At 66.5% G+C, this 26079-nt stretch carries 24 protein-coding genes and 7 tRNA genes; 18 read left to right on the top strand and 13 right to left on the bottom strand.

All coding sequences use genetic code 11. The annotated features are described in order from the left end of the window. Positions 1-83: 83 nt before the first annotated feature. Positions 84-713 (top strand): DUF2239 family protein, encoded by a 630-nt coding sequence (locus tag AC5P5X_RS04780; RefSeq protein WP_033833148.1) that lies wholly within the window; start codon positions 84-86, stop codon positions 711-713. Positions 714-830: 117 nt separating this feature from the next. Further along, complete coding sequence (locus tag AC5P5X_RS04775) at positions 831-2195, top strand: MATE family efflux transporter (RefSeq protein WP_111189443.1); 1365 nt, start codon at positions 831-833, stop codon at positions 2193-2195. 277 nt (positions 2196-2472) lie between these two features. On the opposite strand, the gene AC5P5X_RS04770 is transcribed toward AC5P5X_RS04775, so the two are convergent. Further along, on the bottom strand, positions 2473-3123 hold the full coding sequence (locus tag AC5P5X_RS04770) for a class I SAM-dependent methyltransferase (protein ID WP_049449956.1): 651 nt from the start codon (positions 3121-3123) through the stop codon (positions 2473-2475). A gap of 343 nt (positions 3124-3466) precedes the next feature. On the opposite strand from AC5P5X_RS04770, the gene AC5P5X_RS04765 reads away from it, so the two are divergent. The 9 genes from AC5P5X_RS04765 (at position 3467) to AC5P5X_RS04725 (ending at position 13270) form a co-directional block, all read left to right on the top strand. Next, on the top strand, positions 3467-4081 hold the full coding sequence (locus AC5P5X_RS04765; RefSeq protein ID WP_014647547.1) for a CDP-alcohol phosphatidyltransferase family protein: 615 nt from the start codon (positions 3467-3469) through the stop codon (positions 4079-4081). Between the two features lie 22 nt (positions 4082-4103). Next, positions 4104-5150 (top strand): class III poly(R)-hydroxyalkanoic acid synthase subunit PhaE, encoded by a 1047-nt coding sequence (gene phaE / locus AC5P5X_RS04760; RefSeq protein WP_099497756.1) that lies wholly within the window; start codon positions 4104-4106, stop codon positions 5148-5150. Beyond that, positions 5147-6214, top strand: a complete 1068-nt coding sequence (locus AC5P5X_RS04755; protein WP_060380858.1) for a class III poly(R)-hydroxyalkanoic acid synthase subunit PhaC — start codon at positions 5147-5149, stop codon at positions 6212-6214. Before phaE ends, AC5P5X_RS04755 begins: the two co-directional genes overlap by 4 nt. 31 nt (positions 6215-6245) lie before the next feature. Continuing rightward, positions 6246-6614 (top strand): YfeK family protein, encoded by a 369-nt coding sequence (locus tag AC5P5X_RS04750; protein WP_049449953.1) that lies wholly within the window; start codon positions 6246-6248, stop codon positions 6612-6614. 64 nt (positions 6615-6678) lie between these two features. Then, a complete protein-coding gene (locus AC5P5X_RS04745; RefSeq protein ID WP_005410087.1) occupies positions 6679-6882 on the top strand; it encodes a PspC domain-containing protein in 204 nt (67 codons plus the stop codon). After that, on the top strand, positions 6879-7331 hold the full coding sequence (locus AC5P5X_RS04740) for a hypothetical protein (protein ID WP_043034666.1): 453 nt from the start codon (positions 6879-6881) through the stop codon (positions 7329-7331). Before AC5P5X_RS04745 ends, AC5P5X_RS04740 begins: the two co-directional genes overlap by 4 nt. Before the next feature lie 730 nt (positions 7332-8061). After that, entirely contained in the window at positions 8062-8277 is a 216-nt protein-coding gene (locus tag AC5P5X_RS04735) for a hypothetical protein (RefSeq protein ID WP_005410085.1), read from the top strand. A gap of 207 nt (positions 8278-8484) precedes the next feature. Then, positions 8485-10872 (top strand): Tex family protein, encoded by a 2388-nt coding sequence (locus AC5P5X_RS04730; RefSeq protein WP_099497740.1) that lies wholly within the window; start codon positions 8485-8487, stop codon positions 10870-10872. A gap of 208 nt (positions 10873-11080) precedes the next feature. Next, positions 11081-13270, top strand: coding sequence for a PAS domain S-box protein (locus AC5P5X_RS04725; RefSeq protein WP_005410083.1), 2190 nt, complete (start codon positions 11081-11083; stop codon positions 13268-13270). A gap of 306 nt (positions 13271-13576) precedes the next feature. Here the strand turns inward: AC5P5X_RS04725 and AC5P5X_RS04720 are convergent, their stop codons facing one another. Then, the gene (locus tag AC5P5X_RS04720) at positions 13577-13867 is read right to left on the bottom strand and encodes a putative quinol monooxygenase (protein WP_005410081.1); all 291 of its coding nucleotides are present in this window, start codon (positions 13865-13867) and stop codon (positions 13577-13579) included. A 61-nt stretch (positions 13868-13928) separates the two neighbouring features. Beyond that, positions 13929-15017, bottom strand: a complete 1089-nt coding sequence (locus AC5P5X_RS04715; protein WP_099490401.1) for a DUF5694 domain-containing protein — start codon at positions 15015-15017, stop codon at positions 13929-13931. 152 nt (positions 15018-15169) lie between these two features. On the opposite strand from AC5P5X_RS04715, the gene AC5P5X_RS04710 reads away from it, so the two are divergent. Continuing rightward, positions 15170-15715, top strand: a complete 546-nt coding sequence (locus AC5P5X_RS04710; protein ID WP_171968737.1) for a GNAT family N-acetyltransferase — start codon at positions 15170-15172, stop codon at positions 15713-15715. Positions 15716-15969: 254 nt separating this feature from the next. Further along, the gene (locus tag AC5P5X_RS04705) at positions 15970-17796 is read left to right on the top strand and encodes a methyl-accepting chemotaxis protein (RefSeq protein ID WP_099490399.1); all 1827 of its coding nucleotides are present in this window, start codon (positions 15970-15972) and stop codon (positions 17794-17796) included. Here the strand turns inward: AC5P5X_RS04705 and AC5P5X_RS04700 are convergent. Both AC5P5X_RS04700 and AC5P5X_RS04695 read right to left on the bottom strand, forming a co-directional pair. Beyond that, on the bottom strand, positions 17793-19226 hold the full coding sequence (locus AC5P5X_RS04700; protein WP_060380301.1) for a GGDEF domain-containing protein: 1434 nt from the start codon (positions 19224-19226) through the stop codon (positions 17793-17795). The two genes, AC5P5X_RS04705 and AC5P5X_RS04700, sit on opposite strands and share 4 nt — an antisense overlap. Positions 19227-19426: 200 nt before the next feature. Next, positions 19427-19512: transfer RNA gene (locus AC5P5X_RS04695), tRNA-Leu, on the bottom strand. A gap of 132 nt (positions 19513-19644) precedes the next feature. On the opposite strand from AC5P5X_RS04695, the gene AC5P5X_RS04690 reads away from it, so the two are divergent. Beyond that, positions 19645-20025, top strand: a complete 381-nt coding sequence (locus AC5P5X_RS04690) for a response regulator (RefSeq protein WP_005410076.1) — start codon at positions 19645-19647, stop codon at positions 20023-20025. 10 nt (positions 20026-20035) lie between these two features. On the opposite strand, the gene AC5P5X_RS04685 is transcribed toward AC5P5X_RS04690, so the two are convergent. Then, positions 20036-20992: an SOS response-associated peptidase family protein gene (locus AC5P5X_RS04685; RefSeq protein ID WP_033833934.1), complete on the bottom strand. Its 957-nt coding sequence runs from the start codon at positions 20990-20992 to the stop codon at positions 20036-20038. Positions 20993-21069: 77 nt separating this feature from the next. On the opposite strand from AC5P5X_RS04685, the gene AC5P5X_RS04680 reads away from it, so the two are divergent. Continuing rightward, the gene (locus AC5P5X_RS04680; protein WP_005410074.1) at positions 21070-21486 is read left to right on the top strand and encodes a GNAT family N-acetyltransferase; all 417 of its coding nucleotides are present in this window, start codon (positions 21070-21072) and stop codon (positions 21484-21486) included. Positions 21487-21651: 165 nt separating this feature from the next. Here AC5P5X_RS04680 and AC5P5X_RS04675 read toward each other — a convergent pair. The 7 genes from AC5P5X_RS04675 to AC5P5X_RS04645 all read right to left on the bottom strand — a co-directional run bounded on the left by AC5P5X_RS04675 (position 21652) and on the right by AC5P5X_RS04645 (position 22986). Next, positions 21652-21727: transfer RNA gene (locus AC5P5X_RS04675), tRNA-Glu, on the bottom strand. 47 nt (positions 21728-21774) lie between these two features. Beyond that, positions 21775-21850 (bottom strand) — tRNA-Ala (locus tag AC5P5X_RS04670). A gap of 45 nt (positions 21851-21895) precedes the next feature. Then, a tRNA-Glu gene (locus AC5P5X_RS04665) sits at positions 21896-21971 on the bottom strand. Between the two features lie 49 nt (positions 21972-22020). Continuing rightward, positions 22021-22096: transfer RNA gene (locus AC5P5X_RS04660), tRNA-Ala, on the bottom strand. Positions 22097-22280: 184 nt separating this feature from the next. Continuing rightward, positions 22281-22356: transfer RNA gene (locus AC5P5X_RS04655), tRNA-Glu, on the bottom strand. Between the two features lie 54 nt (positions 22357-22410). Then, positions 22411-22486 (bottom strand) — tRNA-Ala (locus tag AC5P5X_RS04650). 89 nt (positions 22487-22575) lie between these two features. Then, the gene (locus AC5P5X_RS04645; protein ID WP_005410073.1) at positions 22576-22986 is read right to left on the bottom strand and encodes a heavy metal-responsive transcriptional regulator; all 411 of its coding nucleotides are present in this window, start codon (positions 22984-22986) and stop codon (positions 22576-22578) included. 187 nt (positions 22987-23173) lie between these two features. On the opposite strand from AC5P5X_RS04645, the gene AC5P5X_RS04640 reads away from it, so the two are divergent. The 3 genes from AC5P5X_RS04640 to dsbG all read left to right on the top strand — a co-directional run bounded on the left by AC5P5X_RS04640 (position 23174) and on the right by dsbG (position 25998). Then, entirely contained in the window at positions 23174-24241 is a 1068-nt protein-coding gene (locus AC5P5X_RS04640) for a GlxA family transcriptional regulator (RefSeq protein ID WP_005410072.1), read from the top strand. Positions 24242-24321: 80 nt separating this feature from the next. Then, positions 24322-25125, top strand: a complete 804-nt coding sequence (locus AC5P5X_RS04635; RefSeq protein ID WP_043034672.1) for a TlpA disulfide reductase family protein — start codon at positions 24322-24324, stop codon at positions 25123-25125. A gap of 30 nt (positions 25126-25155) precedes the next feature. Then, positions 25156-25998, top strand: a complete 843-nt coding sequence (dsbG, locus tag AC5P5X_RS04630) for a thiol:disulfide interchange protein DsbG (RefSeq protein WP_005410070.1) — start codon at positions 25156-25158, stop codon at positions 25996-25998. Positions 25999-26079 lie beyond the last annotated feature (81 nt).

The raw sequence follows: 26079 nt of genomic DNA, 5'->3' as shown, positions 1-26079 counted from the left end.
TTCCGGTTCATTAATGTCCGGGCAATATTGACGAACGCAAATTACCCGGGCAATATTCGCGCATCACCTCCGATGCCATTGCCATGCCTGCGTCCCGACTCCCTCCCTTCAGTTGCTTCGACGGCCACCGGCTGGTCGCCTCCGGTACCCCGGAAGTGGCTGCGCTGGCGCTGAAGCAGCTGCGTGCCGGCAACGCTGCCGGTCCGCTGCTTGTGTTCGACAACGCTACCGGCCGCACCCGTGATTTCGATACGCGCGGCAGTGACGCAGAACTGCTGGCGCGGGTCGTCGAAGCCTTTCCCGCCGCCGTCGAGGCGGATGCCGACGTTACTGCCGAAGAGGCGCCGGCAACTCCGCGTGGCCGCGGCCGCCCCAAGCTGGGCGTGGTCGCACGCGAAGTGACCCTGCTGCCGCGCCACTGGGCGTGGCTGGCCGAGCAGCCCGGCGGGGCCTCGGTAGTGCTGCGCAAGCTGGTGGAGGCGGCCAGCCGTGCTGGTGCCGACAAGGACCGGCAGCGCCGCCACAGCGAGCGTGCCTATCACTTCCTGCAGACCGTCGCCGGAGACCTGCCGGGTTTCGAGGAAGCGATCCGTGTCCTGTTCGCGCACGACCGGGCGGGCCTGGAAATGGCGTTACGCAGCTGGCCCGAGGATGTGCGCAATCACGCCCTGCGCCTGGCCTTCGATGATTCTTCGGACCACGCAGACGGCTGAGCCACCGCGCCGCTACTGAGCGGCGGCGCCACCTGATCGCGGGCCACGGCCCGCTCCCCTGTGCTTGCTTTGCTGGCGGAAACGCCGGGCAGGGCAGCGCCTTGCCCAGAGAACCCCATGGACACCCCCGCACATCCCATCCCCCCGGTCGCGCCGCCCCTCTGGCGCACCTATCTGACCCTGCTCCTGCCGATGCTGCTGACCAACGCATTGCAGCTGGCTGCAGGCACGCTGGACAACGTCTACCTCGGCCATCTGCTGGGTACGCAGGCGGTGGCCGCCGCCGCTGCGTTCTTCCCTGTCTTCTTCCTGCTGCTGGCCCTGGTAATGGGTCTGGCCACCGGTGCGATGGTGCTGATCGGCCAGGCCTGGGGCGCGGGCCGGCCGCAACAGGCTCGCGCGGTCGCCGGCAGTGCGGTGGCACTGATTCTGCTGTTGTCAGTGCTTGTGATGGCGGTGGGCGGCGGTTTCGCGCCACAGCTGCTGGCGGCACTGGGCACGCCAGCGCCGATCCTCGGCGAATCCATCGTCTATGCCCGTGTTCTGCTGCTGGCGGCACCGGCGTTCTTCCTGCTGTGGCTGGCCACTGCGGTGAGCCGTGCGGTGGGCGATGCCAAAACGCCGCTGCATGCGCTGCTGCTGGCCACGGTGGTCGGCCTGCTGTGCACGCCGCTGCTGATCCTGGGCTGGGCCGGCCTGCCGCAGCTGGGCGCGGCCAGTGCGGCAGTCTCGGCGGCGCTCGCCTCGCTGCTGGCCCTGGCCTGGCTGATGTGGCGGTGGCAGCGCATGGGGCACCCGTTGGCCCCGGGGCATGAGTTGCTGCAAGCCATCCGCTTTGATGGAGCGCTGATCCGTTCGATGCTGCACATCGGCATACCGTCTTCGTTGCAGATGCTCAGCCTGGCCATTGCCGAAATCGTGCTGCTGGGCTGGATCAACCGCTATGGCTACACGGCCACGGCCGCCTACGGTGCGGTCAACCAGTTGATGAGCTGGGTGCAGCTGCCGGCGATGTCGCTGGGCATCACTGCCACCATCCTCGCGGCGCATGCGATGGGCGCGGGGCGTACGGCACGGCTGCCGGCCATCGCACGCACAGGCGTGCTGCTTGGACTGGCGATGCTGAGCGGGGTGGTGGTGCTGGTTGTGGCGCTGGCGCCCTGGCTGACCGGCCTGATCCTGGCGGCGACCGACGTGCGCGAACTGGCCGCGTTGCAGTTGCGCACCGTGGTGTGGGGCGTGCTGGCGATGGGAGGCAGTGCGGTGCTGGTCGGAGTGATGCGCGGCAGCGGCACGGTGCTGTTGCCGGCGTTGCTGGGCATGGCTGCCGTGTTGCTGCTGGAGCTGCCGTTGGCGATGTGGCTGCAATCCCGGCACGGTCTGGCCGGGCTGTGGTGGGCATGGCCGCTGGGGTTGCTGGCCATGCTGGTGATGCAGGTGTTCTGTTTCGCGCATTGGCGGCGCCGCGTGCAGGCCGGGTAGTGCCGGCCGCTGGCCGGCAATCCGCAATGGACGGAGCAGCCGGCCAGCGGCCGGCTCTACCACTCGGTCGGATCGCATCCGGCGCGGATGCAGGTGTTCTGTTTTGCTCGCTGGCGGCCGGGCGCAGGCAGGGTAGTGCCGGCCGCTGGCCGGCAATCCGCAATGGACGGAGCAGCCGGCCAGCGGCCGGCTCTACCACTCGGTCGGATCGAATCCGCCGCGGATGCGGGTGTTCTGTTTTGCTCGCTGGCGACCGGTGCAGGCCGGCTCTACCACTTCAGTGCCGCTGTGCCAGCAGCAGGTGGAAGTGCTTTTCTCGGGTCTGGCCGTCATTGCCGGCTGCGGATTCGCGGTGGCTGCGCCAGGCCGAGACGCGGAAGCCCGATACCCGCAGCGCCAGCTCCACCGCGTCCAGCTCATGCAGCTGGAAGTCGGCGGCGAATGGCAGGCTGCGCATGAAGCTGGCATCGCCGAAGGCCAGGCACAGGCGGCCGCCCCGGCGCAGCACCCGCGCCAGTTCGTCCAGCACCGGGGCCAGGTTCGGCCAGAAGTACAGGGTGTTGACCGCCAGCGCGGCATCCATCGCGGCATCGGCGACCGGCAGTGCATGGGCGTCGCCGTGTCGCATCGCCGCACGTTCGGCCACCCCGGCGTCGGCCAGCCGCTGGTTGCCGGCCTCGACCATGGCCGTGGACAGCTCGATGCCCAGATAGTGGCTGTCGGTGGCCTGCAGCATCAGTGGCGCGAAGGCCGCATTGCCCGGGCCGACCTCCAGGACCCGTTCGCCGGCGCCGACGGCCAGCAGCCCGATTGCGGCCAGGTTGAGTGCGCCGTTGCTGCGGTTCATCGAGTCGGCCACCGCCAGCGCGGCCTCGCCGTGGGGCTGCCGCAGCTGTGCGGCCAGGGTGGGAGCATCCAGCATCATCATCGTCCGTTGCAGAGTTTCGGACGTGGCGGCGGCGGGTCCGCCGGTGACCATAGCGCCGACCCTGTGGCTTGGGAAGTAGGGAAACCCCGCTTCCGGGTGATGAGGAAATGTCCAGCGTCGCAGTCGGTGAGATCTGGTTGTCCACAGGGGGTGTGGATTACGCGTGGGCAACTTTGTGGATAAGCCGCGACAGGCGCCACCCCCCTAGGCTGTCAAGATGGGTGGCGAAAAATTCACCGCTGGTGAGGGCAGGTGAGGGAGCGGTGAAGGCGGGTCCTGCCAGTGCTGTCGCCAGCGGCGGCGCTCGCGGTAACCTGTGGGCCTTGATGCTCCGTGAGACCCCATGAAACGTCACTTCTCGATGCTGCGCGAATTCCAGCTGGCCGACTGGTTCACCCTGGCCAATGCTTTCTGCGGCACCGGTGCGGTCTTTGCCGCGATGCGCTTCCTGCAGGACGGCGAGCGTGGCTACCTGCTGTTCGGCATGGCGTTGATCCCGCTGGCCTTCATCTTCGACGCGCTCGACGGGCGCATCGCGCGCTGGCGCAAGTCCAGTTCCACCCTGGGCCGCGAGCTGGACTCGCTGTCGGACGTGATCTCCTTCGGCGTGGCGCCGGCGGCGCTGGCCTATGCCTGCGGCATGCAGGGCGGCTGGGACTGGCTGGTGCTGAGCTACTTCGTCTGCTGCGGTGTCAGCCGCCTGGCACGCTACAACGTCACTGCCGAGGCGCTGGCCGGCGACGAGGGCAAGGTCACGTATTTCGAGGGCACCCCGATCCCGACCAGCCTGGTGCTGGTGATCGTACTGGCGATTGCCGCCGGTACCGATGCCATCGGCCAGAACATCTGGTTCGGCCAGTGGCAGATCGGCCCGTGGCAGCTGCACCCGATGGTGCTGTTGTTCGCCCTGTCCGGGTCGCTGATGATCAGCAAGACCCTGCGTATCCCCAAGCCATGAGCCAGCCCTGCGGAGGCCTGCGATGACCAGCTCGGCCCACGACGCCGGCAGCAGCGATTTCGAAACGCTGGCGCGGCAGTACTTCGGTGCCTGGGGCGATGCCCTGCGCCACGCGAGCACGCCCGGTGCACCGGCCGGCGGCGACCCCGGCAGCTGGCAACGGCTGTTCGACTGGTGGAGCCAACTGTTGCCCGAACAGGGGCAGGGCGCGCCGGAAGATGCCGTGCGCCGTTTCCGGGAACAGGCCGGCAGCTGGTACGGCACCATGCAGGAAGTGGCCGCGCGTTTCGCCGGCCGCGATGCCAGCAGCGCCGAGGTGGCCCAGGCCTGGCGCGAGGCGGTGCAGGGGCAAGGCGACGGTATGCTGCAGTGGATGCTGCAGGGCGCCCGTGGCAGCACCCACGCCGGCGCCACCGTGCCCGACTTCGCCGCATGGCTGCAGCAGTTCCAGCTGCAGGCGGGCCCGTGGCTGCAGAGCCCGGCGTTCGGCCCCGGCCGCGAGCACCAGGCGCGCTGGCAGGCCCTGCTGCGGGCGCAGGAGGAGTACCAGCAGCATTCGCGCGCCTACGTTGATCAGATCAGGCAGGCGTTGGACGAGGCCTTCGCGTTGTTCGAGCAGCGTCTGGCCGAGCACGAACAGCCCGGCAGCCAGTTGACCAGCGCCCGCGCGATGTTCGACCTGTGGATCGAAGTGGCCGAGGAGGCCTACGCCAAGGTCGCCATGTCCGAACCGTTCCAGCAGGTGTACGCCTCGCTGGGCAACGCGCAGATGCGCCTGCGCGCCGGCCTGCAGCGCGAGGTGGAACAGATGAGTGAGCGTATCGGCCTGCCGACCCGCAGCGAGATGGACGCCGCGCATCGCCGTATTGCCGAACTGGAGCGCAGCCTTCGCCGCCTGCAGGCACAGGTGGCGGTGCTGGCGGGGACCGCCGCGGTCGATCCGGTGTCGCAGCCGGCACCGGCGAAGGTGAAGCCGGCCGCGCGCAAAGCCGCGAAGAAGGCGCCTGCAAAGAAGGTGTCTGCGAAGAAGGCTGCGTCTCGCGCTTCCACTCGGGCGCGTGACCGATGAAAGGACCGCTGGGCTTCAACGCCGATGACCTGATGCAGGAAACCCTGGCCATGCAGCGCAAGCTGATGGAAGGTCTGAAGCTGCTGCCGCAGGTGGAAGACGTGGACTATGGCGTGACCGCGCGCGAGGAAGTCTGGCGTGACGGCAAGGTGGTGCTGTACCGCTTCGTCGGCGAAAGGGCACCGACCCGGCGCACGCCGCTGCTGATCGTCTACGCGCTGGTCAACCGGCCGTACATGGTCGACCTGCAGGCCGACCGTTCGCTGGTGCAGAAGCTGCTGGCGCTGGGCCAGGACGTGTACGTGCTGGACTGGGGCTACCCGGATAGGTCCGAACGCTTCCAGACCCTGGAGGACTACCTGCTGCGCTACATCGACGGCGCGGTCGATGCGCTGCGTGCGCGCAGTGGTGGCCCGGTGGACCTGCTGGGTATCTGCCAGGGCGGCGTGTTCGCACTCTGCTACGCCGCGCTGCGCCGGCAGAAGCTGGGCAAGCTGATCACCATGGTCACCCCGGTCGACTTCCAGACGGCTGACAACATGCTCTCGCATTGGGCGCGGCAGGTGGACGTGGACCTGCTGGTCGACACGCTGGGCAACATCCCGGCCGACCTGATGAATGCCAGTTACCTGATGCTCAAGCCATTCCGCCTGAACGTGCAGAAGTACGTCGGCCTGCTCGACATCCTCGATGACAAGGCCGCGCTGGAGGATTTCCTGCGCATGGAGAAGTGGATCTTCGATTCACCGGACCTGGCGGGCGAGGCGTTCCGCGATTTCATCAAGCAGTTCTACCAGGGCAATGGGCTGGTGAACGGCACGGTGCGGATCGGCGAGGAAGCGGTGGATCTGTCGCAGGTGACGCTGCCGGTGCTGAACATCTATGCCGAGCAGGACCATCTGGTGCCGCCGGATGCCTCGCGCGCGATGCGCGGGCGTTTGGGCACGGACGACTACACCGAGTCCAGTTTCCGTGGTGGGCATATTGGTATCTACGTTTCCGGCCGCGCGCAGCGCGAAGTACCGGCCACGATCGATGGCTGGTTGAAGGCGCGCGATCTGTAGAGTCGAGCCATGCTCGACTGACTTGGGGGTGATGATGTACCGGATTTTGTTGATTCTTGTGGCACTGCTGACAGCACCACTTGCCCACGCCGCACCCAGTACGGATGCACGCCGGGAGATCGCCCAGCTGATCGCCAGCCTGGACGGCTCCCAGTGCCGTTTCCAGCGCAATGGCAGCTGGTACGACGGCAGCGACGCGCGCGCGCACCTGCAGCGCAAGTACGATTACCTGCTGAAAAAGGGCATGGTGGACAGCGCCGAGCAGTTCATCGAGCGCGCTGCCAGCCAGAGCAGCATGAGTGGCAAACCCTACCGCATCCAGTGTCCGGGGCAGCCTGAACAGACCGCAGCCGCCTGGTTCGGCGCACGCCTGCAGGCCCTGCGCCACCGCACGCCGTAGACATGGGGGCGGTGTAGAGTCGAGCCATGTTCGACTGCCTTGTCCGTTTCCCGGAGCTGCCGCCATGAACACCACGCCCAAAACGCTGTCGCGTTCATTGAACGACCGCATGATTGCCGGCGTGATGGGCGGCATTGCCCATCGCTTCGGCTGGAATGCAACCCTGCTGCGGGTGATCTACGTGCTGGTTTCGCTGGCCTCCGCCGCCTTTCCTGGCATCCTGGTCTACCTGATCCTGTGGCTCCTGATCCCCAACGAGGCCGATTGAAGACTGGAGCAACGCCCTGGCCGATCTGGCTGCGCGCGCTGCAGGTGCTGGGCGCGGTGTGGACGTCACCCAATTCCCTGCTCGGCGTGATCGGCGGCCTGGCCGGCATGCTCGGCGGCGCGACATTGCGGTGGAGCGGCCGTGACTGCGCGCTGGTGTTCGACCGCTGGCCGTGGGGGCCAGGTGGGGCGATCACTCTGGGAAACGTGATCCTGCATACCGGCCATGACCTGGGCATTTCCTGCCGCACCTATGCGCATCAGGCAGGGTGGGGCGCGGAGCCGCTGATCCGGCTGGATGATCACGAACGGGCGCACGTGTACCAGTACATGGTGCTGGGCCCGCTGTACCTGCCGGTGTACCTGCTGTGCGGCGGGGTGAGTGCGCGCAATCCGTTCGAACGGGCGGCCGATCATTTCGCCCGGTTCGGGCGTGGCTGGTGGCCGTAGTTTCCAGCCAACGGCGCAGCCCCTCGTGGGTGGTCGCGGAATGCGTTTCATGTGATTGGGCCGGGCGGGGTGGGTTCGCGGGACACGCCGTGAACCCGTCCCTGGGGGCTCGATGGCGCCATCCATGGCGCCAACGGTCCCGCGAACCCACCCCGCCCGGCCCCTGACAGTTTCCGTGCGCGTCCAGCCACGGAGAAGAAATAGAACAGCAGAAGCGGGTCGCGCGCTGCGCTTGCTCGCGAGCGGGGCATGGCTTGGCTTGGCTCTACAGGAAGCAACAAATCAGCCGGCCAAGCTGTTTTTGCTTTTGATCTTCTTTTTTCTTTTCCGTGGGGGGAGGCAGGCATCAGGAACCTGTCAGCGGCCGGGAGGGTGGGTGGGGCGGGGTGTCCGCGGCATGGATGCCGCGGCCAAGCCCCCAGGGACGGGTTCACGGCGTCCCCGCACTACCCACCCTCCCGGCCAGCCCCCGGGAAACCAGCTTTCCGCGAACAACCAAACCACCCACGAGGGGCTGCGCCGTTGGCGGGAATCCGCCACGGATTCGTTAGCCGGAAGTTAAAGATCCGTAAGCATTCTGCTGCGATCCCGCAGTCATCTGCATGCAACCGATCGTCATTAGCCTTTTTGACGTTCCAGTCAGGTCCGACGCGGTAAGCTCTCCCTCGATGAGCTCGCAGCATCGTTCATCGAGTGCAGTACGCAGTAGCAATTTGGAGGAATACATCACATGGCAATCGTTCTTTATGTCGGTGGTAGCAAGGATGGCGAGAAGGGCGTGGTGCCCTACGGCTTCAGCAAATCCCGCGCCGACACCGCGCTGGGGCCGGAGTTCTACACGGAGCGGTTCATGGAACTGCAGGGTGTCGGCAAGGTCCGCCTGATGGCCCTGGAAGGCATGCGTGACGAGATCGTCATGCAGCGCGCCGCCCGCCACTACCGCTGACCTTCGCAACACGCGGCAGGGCGCGCCCACCATCGCGCGCCCGCGCCGGCATCCCAGCCCAGGGCCAGTCCGAGCCCTCTCTCCGCCAGGATGCCGGCGTCCACTCCGGCCCCGCCGCTGAACCTCGCCCCCTGTCAATGCCTTGTCCGGCTCCGTCGTGGATTGCCAGAATGGGATCTTCCCGTACCGCGGCACAGACCTGAAGCAATGCACGACGCCAAGAACGCCCAGAGCGCGCTCGCCCAGCAGATCGCCCAGACCATCGCCGACGAGATCGGTGCCCAGTCCGCCCAGGTGCGCGCCGCCGTCGGCCTGCTCGACGAGGGCGCCAGCGTTCCGTTCATCGCGCGCTACCGCAAGGAAGTGACCGGGGGCCTGGACGACACCCAGCTGCGCAACCTGGAAACCCGGCTGACCTACCTGCGCGAGCTGGAGGAGCGCCGTGCGGCGGTGCTGGCCAGCATCAGCGAGCAGGGCAAGCTCAGCGACGAGCTGCGCAACGACATCCTGGCCGCCGACACCAAGAGCCGGCTGGAAGATCTGTACCTGCCGTACAAGCCCAAGCGCCGTACCCGCGCCCAGATCGCCCGCGAGGCCGGTCTGGAGCCGCTGGCCGATGGCCTGCTGGCCGACCCCACGCAGGATCCGCAGGCATTCGCCGCCGCCTTCGTCAACACCGACAAGGGCGTGGCCGACACCAAGGCCGCGCTGGAAGGTGCGCGCGCGATCCTGATGGAGCGCTGGGGCGAGGACGCCGCGCTGGTGGGCGAGCTGCGCACCTGGCTGGGAGAGAACGGCGTGATCCGTGCCCGCGTGGCCGAGGGCAAGGAAACCGAAGGCGCCAAGTACCGCGACTATTTCGAACATGCCGAATCTCTGGCGAAGATTCCTTCGCACCGGTTGCTGGCGCTGTTCCGCGCGCGCCGCGAAGAGATCCTGTTCCTGGAACTGGACCCGGGCAGCGATGCCGAGGCCGGCCACCAGTACGCCGAAGGCCGCGTGGCGCGCAGGGCCGGCATCGCCGACCGGGGCCGCGCCGCCGATCGCTGGCTGCTGGACGCCTGCCGCCTGACCTGGCGCGCCAAGCTGCACACCCATCTGCTGCTGGACCTGTTCAACCAGGCCCGCGAGAAGGCCGAGGCTGAGGCCATCGCGGTGTTCGGCGACAACCTGAAGGATCTGCTGCTGGCCGCACCGGCGGGCCCGAAGACCGTGCTTGGGTTGGACCCGGGCATCCGCACCGGCTGCAAGATCGCCGTGGTCGATGCCACAGGCAAGCTGGTGGCCACCGACACCATCTACCCGCATGAGCCACGTCGCCAGTGGGACCAGTCGGTGCAGACGATCACGCAACTGTGCGCCAAGCACAACGTTGAACTGATCGCGATCGGCAACGGCACCGCCAGCCGCGAAACCGACAAGCTGGCCGGCGAAGCGATCAAGGCTGCCGCCAATCCGAAGCTGCAGAAGGTCGTGGTCAGCGAGGCGGGCGCCTCGGTGTACTCGGCCTCCGAGTTCGCGGCCAAGGAGTTCCCGGGGCTGGACGTGTCGCTGCGTGGCGCGGTGTCGATCGCGCGTCGCCTGCAGGACCCGCTGGCCGAACTGGTCAAGATCGAACCCAAGGCGATCGGTGTCGGCCAGTACCAGCACGATGTGGACCAGTACCGGCTGGCACGGGCGCTGGATGCGCGCGTGGAGGACTGCGTGAACGCCGTGGGCGTGTACGTGAACACCGCATCGGCCGCGCTGCTGTCGCGGGTGTCCGGCCTGTCGGCCACGGTGGCCGAGAACATCGTGCGCCATCGTGACGAGAACGGCCCGTTCAAGCGCCGCAAGGATCTGCTGAAGGTCGCGCGCCTGGGCGAGAAGACCTTCGAACAGTGCGCCGGCTTCCTGCGCATCGCCGACGGCGACCAGCCGCTGGATGCTTCGGCGGTGCACCCCGAAGCCTATCCGGTGGTCGAGCGCATCGTGGCCAGCACCGCACGCCCGATCAAGGCGCTGATCGGTGATGGCAGCTTCCTGCGTGGCCTGAAGGCCGAGCAGTTCACCGATGACACCTTCGGCTTGCCGACCGTGCGCGACATCCTGAAGGAACTGGAGAAGCCGGGCCGCGACCCGCGTCCGGAGTTCAAGGCTGCGCGCTTCGCCGAAGGCGTCGAGGACATCAAGGACCTGCGCGAGGGCATGGTGCTGGAAGGCGTGGTGAGCAACGTGGCGGCCTTCGGTGCCTTCGTCGATATCGGCGTGCACCAGGACGGCCTGATCCACATTTCGGCGCTGTCCGACACCTTCGTGAAGGACCCGCGTGACGTGGTCAAGGCTGGCGATATCGTCAAGGTGAAGGTGCTGGAGGTGGACGTGGCGCGCAAGCGCATTGCCCTGACCCGGCGCCTGGACGATACCCCCGGGCAGGCCACCAGCCGCCCGGGCCAGCGTGATGAGCGCGGCCATGGGCAGGGTCCGCGCCGGGATGCAGGCGGCCAGAACCGCGGGCCGAACCGGGGCCAGGGCAATGGCGGCCGTCCCGCCGCGTCCACGCCCCCGGCCAACAACGCCCTGGCCGAGGCCTTTGCCCGCGCCAAGCGTAGTTGAGGATCGTGTTCCCCGTCACGCTTGATTCGTGGCGGGGGACTTGTCGATTTTCCCCGTGATTGCGCACACTTGCGCTTGAGGGGAGGCGTCCGGCCACCCCGCTGTCGCTGGGGAGGGCCATGACGCCAGCAGGACCCGTCGTCTTCGTTGAGGTCTGCAGCGTCGCGCTGCGGCCGCTGCCTGCCTGCGCGGGCCGGGGGCAGCGGTGATGGCGGGCCAGGGCACCAACGGCAACGGGTTGCTGGAGCGCCGCCTGCAGGCGCTGGCCGAAGAGCGTCGGCGGCTGGCGATGATCATCGATGGCACCGCCGCGGGCACCTGGGAATGGAACGTGCAGAACGGCGAGATGCGGGTCAACGCGCGCTGGGCCGAGATTGTCGGTTACCGCCTGGAAGAGCTGGAGCCGGTCTGCCAGAAGACCTTCCTGAAGCTGGTCCATCCCGATGACATAGCGCTGTCGGACGCGGCACTGGACGAGCATTTCGAGGGGCGCACCGACAACTACGCGTGCCTGCTGCGGATGCGCCACAAGAATGGCCAGTGGATATGGATCCAGGACCGTGGCCGCGTCTTTGAATGGGACGCGCAGGGCAAACCATTGTGGATGGCCGGTGCGCATGCCGACGTGACCGAGCTGCAGCAGGCCCGACAGGATGCGGCCGAAACACGGCAACGCCTGCAGGCCGTGGTCGATGCCTCCGACGAGGTGGCGGTGATCGCCACCGATATCGATGGCACCATCACCCTGTTCAACACCGGCGCGCAACGCCTGCTGGGCTACAGCGCGGCGGATGTGGTCGGCCAGCGCCGGCTGGATGCCTTCCACGATCCGCAGGAACTGAATGCCTGGCTGCGACCGCTGGCCGATGCCGATGGCCAACTGCCAGATGTGTTCGAGGCACTCAGTGCGCGTGCCGATGGCCAGACCTATTCGCGGCAATGGACGCTGCTGCGCAAGGACGGCCAGCCACGCCAGGTACGCCTCTCGATCAGCCGCATGGACGGTGCCGACGGTGTACGCATCGGCTATGTCGGGATGGCCATCGACATCACCGAGATCCTGCAGGCGAGGGCCGAAGCGCGCTTGTCCGCGGAGAAGTTCGCCGGTGCGTTCACCTCGGCTGCGCTGGGCATGGCGCTGGTGTCACTGGAAGGGCGATGGCTGGACGTCAACGATGCGCTGTGCCGGATCCTCGGCTATCCGCGGGAAGAGCTGCTGCAGGTGGATTTCCAGCGTCTCACCCATCCTGATGACCTGCAGACCGACCTGGCCCTGGTGCAGGACCTGCTGGCCGGGCGTCGCAGCCACTACCACCTGGAAAAGCGCTATCTCGATCGCGATGGCAAGGTCATCTGGGCCCGATTGTCGGTCTCGCTGGTGCGCAACGAGCATGGCGAGCCGTTGCATTTCGTGTCGCAGATCCAGGACATCACCGCCCAGCGCAGCAGCGAGCAGCGGCTGTTCGAGAGCGAACAGCGCAGCCGCATCACCCTGGATGCCGTGGCCGACCTGGTGCTGAGCGTCAGCCTCGATGGCCGTATCGATTACGCCAATGCCGCTGCAGTACGCATGTTGGCCGGCGATGGCGCGTTGTCGCTGGCCGGACACAAGGTGCAGGATGTGCTGGCGCTGACCACCGAATACGCGCCGGGTTCGGTGCTGGACGTGTCGGTACTGCTGGATCCGGACAGCAATGCGGTCGACCTGCATGCCGACCTGCTGCTGCGCCTGGGTGCCGCCACGGTGCCGGTGGACCTGACCCGCGCCTGGTTGCGCGATGACGAGGGCCACGTGCGAGGCGCGGTCTGGGTGCTGCGCGACGATACCCAGCAGCGTGCCCGCCAGCGCGAGGCGCGTCATCTGGCCGAGATCGATCCGCTGACCGAACTGAGCAACCGCCGTGGCTTCGAGGTGCATCTGCAGCAGGCGATCACCCGTGTCGAACGTACCGGCCAGGCCGCGTCGCTGATGTACATCGATCTGGACCGGTTCAAGCCGATCAACGATACCTGGGGCCATCTGGCTGGCGATGCGGTGCTCTGGGCGGTGGCCAGCGTTCTGCGTCACGGGGTGCGCGATTCGGATGTGGTGGCGCGGCTGGGCGGCGATGAGTTCGCTGTGATCCTGTCCGGTTGCACGCCGCGTCGTGCAGCGCGCATTGGCGGCGAGCTGTTGCATACCCTGGCGTCGCTGTCGATTCCGTGGGACCAGGACCGGTTGCGGGTAGGGGCCAGCATCGGCATCGCGCCGCTGGCCGGAGGGATGAGCGTGGATCAGGCGGTGGCCGCGGCCGATGCCCAGTGTTACCGGGCCAAGGCGATGGGCCGCAACAACGTGCAGGTGCAGGGCGAGGCCAGTGAGCTGCCGGGCGATGATTCCGAGGTCGTCGAGGGCTGATCTCAGCCTGTGAGAGGGCGGGCGCAAATACTCCGCGCACCTCCTCTCTTACAGGTGATCCCATGAATGTCTGCAACCCGATGGCGGTGCGTGCCTTCGCCCCGGCCCTGGTCGGCTGGTGCCTCGCGCTGGCGGCCGGGCTCCGGCTGGAGGAGGTGCGTGAGGACCGTCTCGCCCAGGCAATGTTGCCGGTGCTGCAGGCGAGCGTGGTGGCGCTGCTGGCCCTCACCCTGGCGTGCACGGTGGCGGCCAGCCTGGTGCTGTGGCGGCACAGGCGCCGGGATCACCGTCGCGTTGATGCCGGTACTACAGAGGCGCAGCATCCATCAGCAGGAACCGGCATGGCGCGCGCTGGAAGGCATTGATCTGCGGCACCAGCCGCTGGAAATGTTCGCTGGCGCAGTGGATGTCCAGGGCGGCGCGGTCCGGCCATTGCTCGATGAAGACGAAGTGCCCGGGATCCTTCTGGTCCACGAACAGTTCATAGCCGAGGCAGAGCGGCTCGCGCTGCGTGCACGCGACCAGTTCCCGGTACAGCGGAAGCACGGTGTCCACGGCATCGGGATGGATGAAGTCTTCGGCGATGACCTTGAGCATGCAGGCACCTCTGGATGGGGCCCTGCAGGATAGTGCCGGCGGGTGGCCGGCACCCATCCCGTCAACGCAATACTGCGTCCGCACTGACCAGCTGCACATCGTGCATCTGGTTGAGGTAGGCCTCGTAGTAGCCCTTGTGCGAGGCACCGACGATGGTCAGCATGCGGGTGCCCGGGTGCTGGCCGAGCACGTGGCGCATGTTGGCGACCATGCGCAGGTTGCGGGTTTCCCAGTAGCCCACGTAGTTGCGGCCGAAGCCTTCCGGCGAGGGTTCGACGAGCGTCGCGCCGAAATCGCTGTTGAAGGCCAGCATCGCGGCCTCGGGTGCGTTGTAGGCGCGATACATCGCGAGCAACCCATCCGGTTGAGCAAGATTGGCTTTCAGTCGTTCATCGGCCGCCCTGCGCGCTTTGACGAAGGAATTGTCCCAGGCACCGCGTATGGCGGCAGCGTAGGCCTTCTGCTGCGATTCCGGTGTAGGCGAATCCGCAGTGTGGTCGTCGACCGCCCACAGCCGCTCCAGCCCCAGGCGCGCGGCGAGGACGCCGGCCACCAGGCCGGCCTCGTTGCGGCGTGCCATGCGCGTGTCGAGGAACTGCACCAGCTCCGGTGTCAGGCTGTCCGAGGCACGTCGCTCTTCCCTGGGCAGCCGCAGCCATTGGACGACTGCCGAGCTGCTCTCGCCCGCAGCCAGGAACACTGCGGCCAGTCGGCGTCGCTGGGCGGCGGTTGGCGCCTTCGGCCAATCCGCAAGCAGGCGTTCCATCTCCACGTTGGCGCTTGGCACGTCCAGGCCGGTGGCGGCCTGCGCTGGTGCCGGATCGACGCAGTAGTCCGCTACGCTCTCGGCGTATCGGGCCGGATTGCGGCGCATGAAGTCACACTGCAGGCCGGACAGGTTCTCTACCGCGATCGCGGTGGGCCGCCAGGCTTCCAGGCGCTGCAGCAGAGGTTCCAGCATCGCCGGCGTGAAGGTCTCCGGCAGGCTGGACAGGTGCGGGCTGCCCAGCACCAGCACTTCGTTCGGGCGCCCTGCGGGCGGTCCCTTCAGCTGGTCCGGGTGGAAGGCCGGTCGATAGGCGGTGTCGTTGGCCAGCGCGCTGCTGCTCCACACGGCCAGGAAGAGAAGGCTGGCAAAGCGAGGGAACATGCGATCTCCATGTCGATGAGCATCCTGAGGGACCTTCATGCTGGTCATATTCTCCTGCCGCGGAATCCCGCATTGGTCATGTAAACCTTTTTGCCTTGAGCTGCATCCTTCTGCTGAGCGATGCTGTACCCAGCGCTCAGGCAATGCAGAACATGACGTCCGACGACTGGACCATCGACAGTCCGCGGCTGCACCTCCGGCCATTCACGCCCGGTGACGCCGACGAGGCATTTGCGGGAATCACCCCCGGGCTGATCCGCTACATGTCCTTCGAGCCGCCGCCGTCGAAGGAGGCGTTTGCTGCTGTCTGGCGAACGTGGCTGCCCACCATCGCCGACGGGACCGACATCACGTTCGTGATCCGCAGGCGCGAGGATGGTGTATTCGTTGGCCTGGCAGGCCTGCATCGAGCCCGTGACGCAGAACCCGAACTGGGCATCTGGATCGCAGAAATGATGCATGGGCACGGCTATGGTCGCGAAGCCGTGGCGGCGGTGTGGTCGGCCGCCTCAGGGCGCCTGCGCTGTGCTGCGTTCCGCTATCCGGTGGCCGAGCAGAACCGGTCCAGCCGTTCCCTCGCTGAGTCCCTCGGGGGACTGCCTGTAGCACGTGAGCAGGGCGTGAAGTACACGGCAATCGTCTACCGCATTCCGGCTGCAATGCACGGAGTTGCGACGGACGTCGCGGAATCCCGCTAAAGCGGCTGACGGCATCGCCGATACTCCCTCTGGATCCCGCTCCAGTCACCCGCCGCAGGACCCCAGGCTGCCCCCGATGGGCGGTCCGCGCAGTGTGTTCCGCCGCTCCCAGATGCCGATCGCACCCGCAGCAGACGTTCTTGGCAGTCGCTCGAGAGGTGCCGTTGGCACCTGTAGTCCCTGGCAACTGATGTTGCCGCCGGGCATCCCGCCCGTCGGGTCACAACCGCTTACCGGACACCGAGGATCAGACAATGCTCATTCCAGGCTTCACGGCAGGCGCGCAGGCGCCGGCCGAGCTGCACACCCGTTGGTCGCCGTGGCGTGCGCTGCTTGGCGCACTGGCGCCGCAGCAACGCACCGGCACAGAGAAGGCGATGACCGACCGCACCGAGCTGGAAGCGCAGGTGGCCGCGCTGCATCGCGTGCAGGCCGTCATCGAGTTCGCGCTCGACGGCACCATCCTGCAGGCCAATGACAATTTCCTGCAGGCGATGGGCTACCGGCTGGAGGAGATCCAGGGCAAGCATCATTCCCTGTTCGTCGACCCCGAGCTGGCGCGCAGCGCCGAATACCGCGACTTCTGGGCGCGCTTGGGGCGCGGCGAATACGACGCCGGACAGTACCGCCGCTTCGGCAAGGGCCAGCGCGAGATCTGGATCCAGGCCTCGTACAACCCGGTACTGGACCGCCAGGGGCGGCCGTACAAGGTGGTCAAGTTCGCGACCGACATCACCGCGCAGAAGCTGCAGGCGGCCGACTCGGCGGGGCAACTGGCCGCGATCGCCAAGTCGCAGGCGGTGATCGAGTTCAGCATGGATGGCCGCATCCTGTTGGCCAACGACAATTTCCTGGCCGCCACCGGCTACAGCCTGGACGAAGTGCGCGGGCAGCACCATTCGTTATTTGTCGAGCCCGAGCATCGCAGCAGCATCGAATATCGCCAGTTCTGGGAGAAACTGGGGCGCGGCGAATACGACGCCGGCCAGTATCGGCGCCTTGGCAAAGGCGGGCGTGAGGTCTGGATCCAGGCATCCTACAACCCGATCCTGGACCTCAATGGCAAGCCGTTCAAGGTCGTCAAGTACGCCACCGACATCACCGTGCAGGTGCATGAAAACCAGGCCATGCAGCGCGCGGTGGCGCAGACCCGCGAGGTGGTGGCCGCGGCCAAGCAGGGCGATCTGACCCAGCGCGTGGCCACCGCCGACAAGAATGGCTCGATCGCCGAACTGTGCGAAGGCGTGAATTCGCTGGTCGAGGCGATGGCCGCGATCATCGGCCAGATCAAGTTCGCCGCGGACACCATCGCAGTCGGCGCGACTGAAATCGCACAGGGCAACAGCGACCTCTCGCAGCGCACCGAGCAGCAGGCGGCTTCGCTCGAGGAAACCGCGGTGTCGATGAAGGGCCTGGCCGAGACCGTGCAGCGCACCGCCACCAACGCGCGCCAGGCGAGCCAGCTGGCCGGTGGAGCCGCCGATGTCGCTGCGCGCGGCGGCAGTGTGGTGCATGAGGTGGTCGAGACGATGGCGGTGATCAATGCCTCGTCGCGGCGCATCGTCGACATCATCGGGGTGATCGACGGCATCGCCTTCCAGACCAACATTCTCGCGCTGAACGCAGCGGTGGAGGCGGCGCGTGCCGGTGAACACGGCCGTGGATTTGCCGTGGTTGCCACCGAGATCCGCGAGCTGTCGCAGCGTTCGGCCAGCGCAGCGAAGGAGATCAAGCACCTGATCGATGAGTCGGTTGCCAATGTGGGTGCCGGTACGGCGCAGGTTGAGAGCGCGGGCCGCACCATGGACGAGATCGTGACCAACGTGCGCCGGGTGAGCGACCTGATGACCGAAATCAGCACTGCCTCGCAGCAGCAGAGCGACGACATCCAGCAGATGAACCATGCCGTCGATCTGATCGACCAGGGCACCCAGCAGAACGCGGCCCTGGTCGAGGAGGCGTCGGCGGCGGCACGCAGCATGGAAGAGCAGTCGGCGCAGCTGCTGCAGACGGTGGCCAGCTTCCGCTTGCAGGGCGGCGCCGGGCACCGGCACGGAGCGGCGGCGCTGCATGCGGTCTAGGCGCGGCGACCGGACTGTTCTTCCTTGGTTTCGGTGTCGCCGCGTACGCAGTTGCGACCGGCATGCTTGGCGCGATACAGGGCCTGGTCGGCGCGTTCGACCAGGCCGCGCGGATCGCCGTCTTCGCCGGGTGCCTGCCAGGCCACGCCGATGCTGATGGTGACGGTGGCCACGGGGGCGGGCAGGGCTGCGGCTTCGACCGAAGCGCGCAGCCGTTCGCCCAGGCCCAGGGCGTGGGTGGCATCGGGCGAGGGCAGGGCGGCGATGAACTCTTCGCCGCCATAGCGGGCCAGCAGATCGTCGCCCCGTTGCAGGCAGCCATCGAGGATGCCGGCGACGGCACGCAGGCGCCGATCACCTTCCGGGTGGCCGTAGGTGTCGTTCAGCCGTTTGAAGTGGTCGATGTCGATCATCAGTACCGCCAGGCCCTGGCCCTGGCGGCGCGCGCGGCGGTGGGCCCGATCCAGCGACTCATCGAAGCTGCGCCGGTTGCCCAGTCCGGTCAGCGGATCGCGCCGCGCCAGCGTTTCCAGTTCATCGCGCTGGCGCTGGATCTCGATCTGGCTCAGCACGCTGCGCAGCGCATAGCCGAGCAGGGAGCCGATGAAGCCGACCGTGGCCAGGGTCGGCTGCAGGCGCGCGACCAGAAGCGCCACCAGCATCAGCAGCAAGGGCAGCATCAGTGGTACGCCGGCATCGACGATGCGCCGCAGGCTGCGGGATACCTCCACTGCCGGGCAGCGACGATGGCTGCCCGCCAGGATGGCCAGCAGCACGAACAGTCCACTGATCAGCAGGTCGCCCCAATTGCCGTCGGGCACCTGCGGCTGATAGGTATTGATGTAGAAGGCCAGCAGGAAGTAGCCCAGCGCGTAGATCGTCAGCGTCCGGAAAAAATCGCGGCGGTCCGGATCGTCCTCGGCCAGGAAACGGATCAGTGCGAAGCAGAACACAAGGCTGTTCTGCACGCCGCTCATGGTGTTCAGGCACTGCGTCCACAAGGCGGTGTTCAGCGGCGCCATCGCCCGCGCATGCAGGTAGTACAGCAGCCAAAGCAGGGCAATGATCCCGAGGTCCACCGCACGGATGTAGCGGTTCCCGCCGCCCGGGCTTGCAGCGACGTAGGTCAGGGGGATCCGGTAGAACACGTACAGGATCAGTGTTGAGGCGGTCATCTGCGCAGGGGCGAGGCCGGCCACATTGCGGTACAGCAGGGCCAGCAGCGCGAGAGAGAACAGGCCGACGGCCGCGCCGAGCAGTCGCCACTGGCAGGCCGCCTGGCTGACACGTGCACGCCGTACGCAGGCCAGTGCAGCCAGCAGCGGGGCGGTGATCAGCATCAGGTAGGAGCCGACCGGGTCCTGCGGGCCGACAAAGGCAATGACGAGCGCGTGCGTGACGAGAAAAAACAGTGCAGCACGCAACGTCATGCAGTCCCCCACCCCCGGATCCGGCGGGATCACGATAGGCAGATGTACGTGAGGCTGGCAAGAAAAGTGTGCACTACGTCTTGCGGCAACCCTGTCAACGGTCGCAGTTTTGCGTCAGCACAGTGACACCGGAGCGGCTACATGGGCCTGCATCGCCTGAAAAGCAAAAGGCCAGGTCATGGACCTGGCCTTTGATGCTGTGGTGCCGGTGAAAGGACTCGAACCTTCATGGGGTCACCCCCGGCTGATTTTGAGTCAGCTGCGTATACCATTCCGCCACACCGGCAGGCAGCGTGTGAGTGTAACCGAGGAGGGCAGGGCTTTCATAGGGGCAAGGCAGATCGAGGCGTTTCCTGTCGGCATCGGCTCTGCGATGGCTATACTGCGCCGGCTTGAATGCCTCCAGGAGCCATAGCCGATGACAGTGTTGCAGGACCTGAGGGTGCTGGTGGTCGAGAACGACGAGATGAGCGCAGCCTTGCTGCAGATGCAGCTGGTGCATGCCGGCGCGACCGTGGTCGGGTTGGCGGCGAGCGTGGCTGAAGCATTGCGCGTGCTGGAAGACTCGGTTCCCGATGTGGCCCTGCTGGACTATCGCCTGGCCCGCAACGAGACCAGCGAGCCGGTGGCGGCAGCATTGTCGGCGCGAGGCGTACCGTTCGTGCTTGCCACCGGAATGCTGGCTGAGCAGCTGCCCGAGTCTATGCTGTCCGGAGTACTGCTGGTCAAGCCGTATCTGTCGGCGGACCTGACCCGGGCGCTGAGCCGTGCGGTGGGCCGTTCCAGCGCAACGGCGTGAGAACGGCGCTTCAGCCGGCCTCTTCGTACAGGTAACGGATGTCCTCGCGGTCGTCGAGGATGCTGTACTGCCCGGCCAGGTTGTCCGGATCGGGGTTGAGCCACGCATCGAGATGCTCCCTGCGGATCGGTATCACGCCTCGATCGTGACCTGCCGCGGCGACATCGCGTGGCGGGGTGTCGGTGATCGTGGCGAATGAGAGCAGGCGTCCTTCCGGTCCCTCCCATTCCGCCCAAAGGCAGGCCAGAAGCAGGTCGCGGGGCGGGTCCGGGCGAAACTCCAGCACCACATCCTGTTCCTTTTCACTGGCGCCAAGCGCGCGCCCTGCGATCGCGTGGCGTGGTACGTGCTCATAGAACGCCTGCACCACGACAACGCCGTGGCGAAGGCCGAACGCGCCGCGCCAATAGCCTTCCAGGCTGTCGCGTCGTGCGTTGTAGGTGCCGGGGTAGAGCACGTCGTTGCGTGCCGGCTTGTCCGGCAGCCGGCATTGGTAGCGCATCGGCTTGATCACCCGTCGGCCGCTCTCGCTGACCATCACCGGCGCGTAGGTGCCGGGAAAAATGCGGTTGTCGCGCGGCAGTAGTTGTACCCGGTGCAGGTCCTCAAGCCGGGCCTGGGCGCGCTCGATGCGGTTGCCGGCCACGCGCAGGTCGTTGCGTGCCTTCTGGGTGGGGCGGGTGGCGAGCGTCGCGTGGGCGATATCGCGGCGCTCGCGTTGGCGGGCCAGCTCCGCCTCCAGAGCCTGGCGTTCCTGCGCATGCCACTGCTGGATCTTCGCGACGATGTCGCGACCCTGTTCGGTGCGCGCGCCGGCAAAGCCGTCGTCCATGGCCTTGGGGGTTTTCGGCCGCTTCTTGCCGGGATCGTGCGCGTACAGTTCGGCGAACTCCTCCAGCGACAGGATGGCACCGAACTCGCGGACCAGCTTGGCGTAGTCAGCGCGGATCAGGGCGGAATAGCACATGGGAACTCTGCAGGCCTGGGTCGCAGTCGTTGCGACGTGGATGCGGCAGGATAGCCCGACCTACAGGGAGATACCGCATGAATGATTCCGTCAGCTGCCAGTTCCGCGAGGCTGTCCCCACGGTCGAAGACTATTGCCAGCTGCGTGTGCTGGCGGGCCTCAGTGCCAAGAGCCAGGAGGCGGCGGCACGCGCGCTGCCCAATACCCTGTATGGCGTGTGCGCCTACCAGGGCAATGAGCTGGTAGCGATGGGCCGCATCGTCGGCGATGGTGGGTGCCACCTGCAGGTCTGTGATATCGCCGTGCTGCCGCGCCTGCAGGGGCAGGGCCTGGGCAAGGAAGTGATGCGTCGCCTGGATGGCTGGATGCAGGCGAACCTGCCGCCGTCTGCATACGTCAGCCTTCTGGCCGATGGTGAAGCGCACCGGTTGTACGCGCAGTTTGGTTTCGCACCCACCGCACCTGCATCGATCGGGATGTATCGCCGGTTCTGAGGTGTGTTCAGGCTGAGGCCATCCATGCGTGGCATGGATCTACTGGGCCAACCGGCCGCCGGATCCATCCCGGCCCTGCAGTAGATCCACGCCATGCGTGGACAGGGCTTTCCCGGGAATCTCAGGCAAAGAAAAACCCCGGCCGAAGCCAGGGTTTTCAAGAATTGGCGTCCCCACGGGGATTCGAACCCCGGTCGCCACCGTGAAAGGGTGATGTCCTAGGCCTCTAGACGATGGGGACGCACGAAAACTTCAAGTTGTAGATCCTTCGACGGCCTAATGTCGAAGTGGTGGAGCCAAGCGGGATCGAACCGCTGACCTCCTGCATGCCATGCAGGCGCTCTCCCAGCTGAGCTATGGCCCCATGAAACTCCGGATGATCTGCCGGGAGCAGAGTCCGTTTTGAAACTGGCGTCCCCACGGGGATTCGAACCCCGGTCGCCACCGTGAAAGGGTGATGTCCTAGGCCTCTAGACGATGGGGACGCACGAAAAACTTCAAGTTGTAGAACCTTCGACGGCCTAATGTCGAAAGTGGTGGAGCCAAGCGGGATCGAACCGCTGACCTCCTGCATGCCATGCAGGCGCTCTCCCAGCTGAGCTATGGCCCCGTGTTACCGAGCCGCCTATCATACCTGCGTGTTCACGTTTGTGGAAGTCTTTTTTGAACTTTTTTCGTTCCGGTTCAACCGCAGCCACGAGGGCAGGGGAACCGCAACGCCACACCCTGAATACCGGTAGGCGGTGAACAAAAAAGACCCGGTTATCGGCCGGGTCCTCGTTGTTCGTGATGAGTGGCGTCCCCACGGGGATTCGAACCCCGGTCGCCACCGTGAAAGGGTGATGTCCTAGGCCTCTAGACGATGGGGACGCAATTCTCATCAATGTTCTTTAGCGACCTTTCGACGGCCTAATGCCGAAAGATTGGTGGAGCCAAGCGGGATCGAACCGCTGACCTCCTGCATGCCATGCAGGCGCTCTCCCAGCTGAGCTATGGCCCCACGTCGCTGAGGAGCGAAATAATAGCCTTGCCCCAGGGGGTTGGCAAGCATTTGTTGCACTTTTCTTCACGCGTGTTGCGAAGCCGATGTCAGTCGCCTGCGGCCGTGGTGTCGTCGGTCAGAGCGGCCAGGATCGGGCACTGGTCCAGCGCGCCATGGCCGGGGCAGGCGTCGACCAGCTGCGACAGCGCGATGTGCATGCGCTGCAGTTCGGCCATCCGTTGTGCGATGTCCTGCAGGCGGGCCTGCGCGGTGTCACGCACGCTGCCCATGTCCTGCTGGTGGTGATCACTGAGCGCGAGCAGTTCTCCGATTTCCTCCAGGCTGAAGCCCAGTGCCTTGGCGCGGCGGATGAAGCGCAGCCGGCGCAGATCCGGCTCGCCGAAGATGCGGTAACCCCCGGCCGAGCGCGCCGCCGTCGGCAGCAGCTGCTGCCGTTCGTAATAGCGGACCGTATCGATCGGCACGCCCGCCTGACGGGCCAGTTGTCCAATGTTCATGGCAGCTTTCCTGCGGATCCTGCCGGCCATTGTGAAGCCTGGAGTCTGGTCGAGAGTCAAGGCTTCAGCTCGGTGCGCGCATTCAGCCCACTTTGCAACTTTCTTCATAGCCCCGCAGATGGGCCTGTTCCTACCCTTCGCCTGAACCGGCCGTTCGATGGCCTGCAACGAACCGAGGAGGTGGTCTGTGGAGGGAGTCAGGAACGAAGCATTCGTAGAGGTTGCGGTGGTCGAATATCCGGGAGGGGACCCCTCCGCCGCCTCTGTGCTGGCCGAAATGGCCCACGTCGCCAACCGCCTGGCCCAACAGCAGCGCCGACCCTTCAAGCGTGTGCTTGTCACCCGCTGGATCGTTCCCGCCAGCCAGACCGGTGTACACCGCATCGCGGGTGCTGAAATGCTCGACGCCGCCATTCCCGCGGTGATCGCGGTTCCCGGCCAGATCAGCCCCGGAGCCTGTCTGCGCGCCGAAGAGGTCCTGCTGGACTGGTTGCGGGCCCACTACGACGGGGGCAGCCTGCTGGCTGCTGCCAGCGACGGGGTCGGTGTACTGGCCCGTGCGGGACTGCTGGCCGGAAGAACGGTCAGCGGCCCCGATCTGGGGCGACATCCAGGGTTGCAGGCGCAGGCGGTGAGCTGGGTGCCCAGTGAGCGGGCGCTGGTCGACGATGGCGATCTGCTGACGGTTGGCGGATCGCAGGCTTGGCGTTTCCTCGGGCTGCGTTTGCTGTACCGGCTGCACGGGCAGGGCGTGGCGAGCGCGGTCGCGCAACAGCTCGGGATCGTCGTGCCCGCAGGGATCCAGCAGGATCTTGAGCGTTTCAGTGCCAACTTCGCCCACGGTGACCGCGATGTACTGAAGGCCCAGCGCTGGCTGCATACCACTGCCGCACGAGGAGCCACTCTGGCCGCAATCTGCGAGGTTTCCGGATTGGAACCGCGCACCCTGCAGCGGCGCTTCCTCCGAGCGACCGGTCTGCGGCCGATCGAATACTGCCAACGGCTGCGCATTGCCAAGGCGCAGACCCTGCTGCAGCAGGGCGCAGGCATCGAGGAGGTGGCCTGGGGGGTGGGCTACGCTGATCAGAGCGCATTCCGGCGACTGTTCCTCCGCATCGTGGGCATGACACCGGCCAACTATCGCCGCCACGTCAACTGCAAGCGGCGGGAGCGACCGTTGATGCCGTCGGTGGCCGGAAGTCTGCGCGGCCTGCAGGCGTCCCCCGGAATGCAGTTGGGGCGCAGTGCGGCCTGACCATGGGGGGCGGGCGAGCGCTTGCAACCTGGGCGTGACGCTTTGACCATGCAGGCAGTGGAACTTGAACAGGTGGGCTGATGTCGAGTGTTGGACCGGTACCGATGCCGGTGGTGTTGATCCTGATGTGCACGTTGCTGGCCATGACCGTTGCCCGTCTTTGGCCGCGCAGGGCAGTGGGAATGCCGCTGCCGTCGGCAGCAGGCATCGTGCTGGACATGCTGCTGATCGGCCTGCTGTGTGGTCGTGTCAGTTTTGTTGTGCTGAATTTCGCGCTCTATCGTTCGGAGCCCTGGAGCATTCTGCAGGTCACCGATGGTGGCTATCACCTGATGGTGGTGCTGGTGGCCGGGCTGTCGTGGGGATTATGGCGTCTGCGGCCGTGGCGTCAGTTGCGTGCACCGGTGCTGACGAGCGCACTGGTAGGCGTGTTGTTCTGGGTCGCTGGTGGCCAGTTGCTGTCGGCATGGCAGGAGCGGCAGATGCCGTTGCCGGCGCTGCAGGTGGCGGACCTTCAAGGCGATCGTATCGATCTGCAGCAGTTCCGCGGCAAGCCGCTGGTGCTGAATCTGTGGGCCACATGGTGCGGGCCCTGCCGGCGTGAGATGCCGGTGCTGGCGACGGCACAACAGGCACATGATGACGTGCAGTTCGTATTCCTCAACCAGGCTGAAACCCTGGATGAGGTCCAGGGTTTCCTGGCCGGCGAACGACTGATGCTGGGCAACGTGCTGCTGGATGATGACGCTGCTGCTTCCACCGTGCTCGGCGTTCAGGCATATCCTTCCACGCTCTTTTTCGACGCCGATGGGCGCCTGCGTGAACTGCACCTGGGCGAACTGACTGCGGCCGGCCTTGAACACAAACTGCGCCGGCTGCGGTAGCCTGCGCGGGCATCTCACTACGGAGTTCCCATGTTGTCGATTTCCCTGCGCACCGCCCCGGCGGTGCTCCTGCTGCCGGTCATGCTGGCATTGGCCGCCTGCAGCCAGGCACAGACGCCGCCGGGCAAGGCCGCTACGGCTTCGGCGACGACTGCTCCGGCATCTGCCGCCAAGGGCGACCGTCCAGCCGTGCTGAAGGGCATCGAGAAGCACGGCTTCGAGGTCGTTGCCGAATTCGATGCGCCGGACGGCCTGCGCGGTTTTGCTGGCGTGGTGGGAGGGCAGCAGCCTGCAGCGGCCTATGTCACGGCCGATGGCAAGCACGTACTGGTGGGCAGCCTGTTCGATGCCGAAGGTAATGATGTGGCTGCCGAAGCGGTCGAGAAGCTGGTTGCCGCACCGATGTCGGCCAAAATGTGGACCAAGCTCGAAGCCAGCGCCTGGGTGCGTGATGGCAAGGCCGACGCGCCCCGCGTGGTCTATACCTTCAGCGATGCCAACTGCCCGTATTGCCACAAGTTCTGGGAGGCGGCCCGTCCGTGGGTCGACGCCGGCAAGGTACAGCTGCGCCACATCATGGTGGGTGTGATCCGCGAGGACAGTCCGGCCAAGGCCGCAGCCATCCTCTCCGCACGTGATCCGAGCGCGGCGCTGCTGGAGAACGAACACCAGTTCGACCGTGGCGGCATCAAAGCGCTGCCGAACATCAGCCGCGAGATCGCCGGCAAGCTTGACGCCAACCAGGTGTTGATGCTGGAGATGGGGTTCCAGGGCACCCCGGGCATCCTGTTCCAGGATGCACAGGGCCAGGTGCAGCGCCGGGCCGGATTGCCGCAGGGCGACGACCTGCAGACGGTGCTTGGTCCGCGCTGATCCACGCCTGCATGATGATGTAGACCACAGGCCCGCATGGTGACATGCGGGCCTGTTGCGTTCCTGCCCCAGGCGAACACA

The organism is Stenotrophomonas sp. YJH_SMC_91, assembly GCF_059368495.1.
Note: the sequence above shows the minus strand (reverse complement) of the source record. Positions and strands in the feature narration are given on the sequence as shown.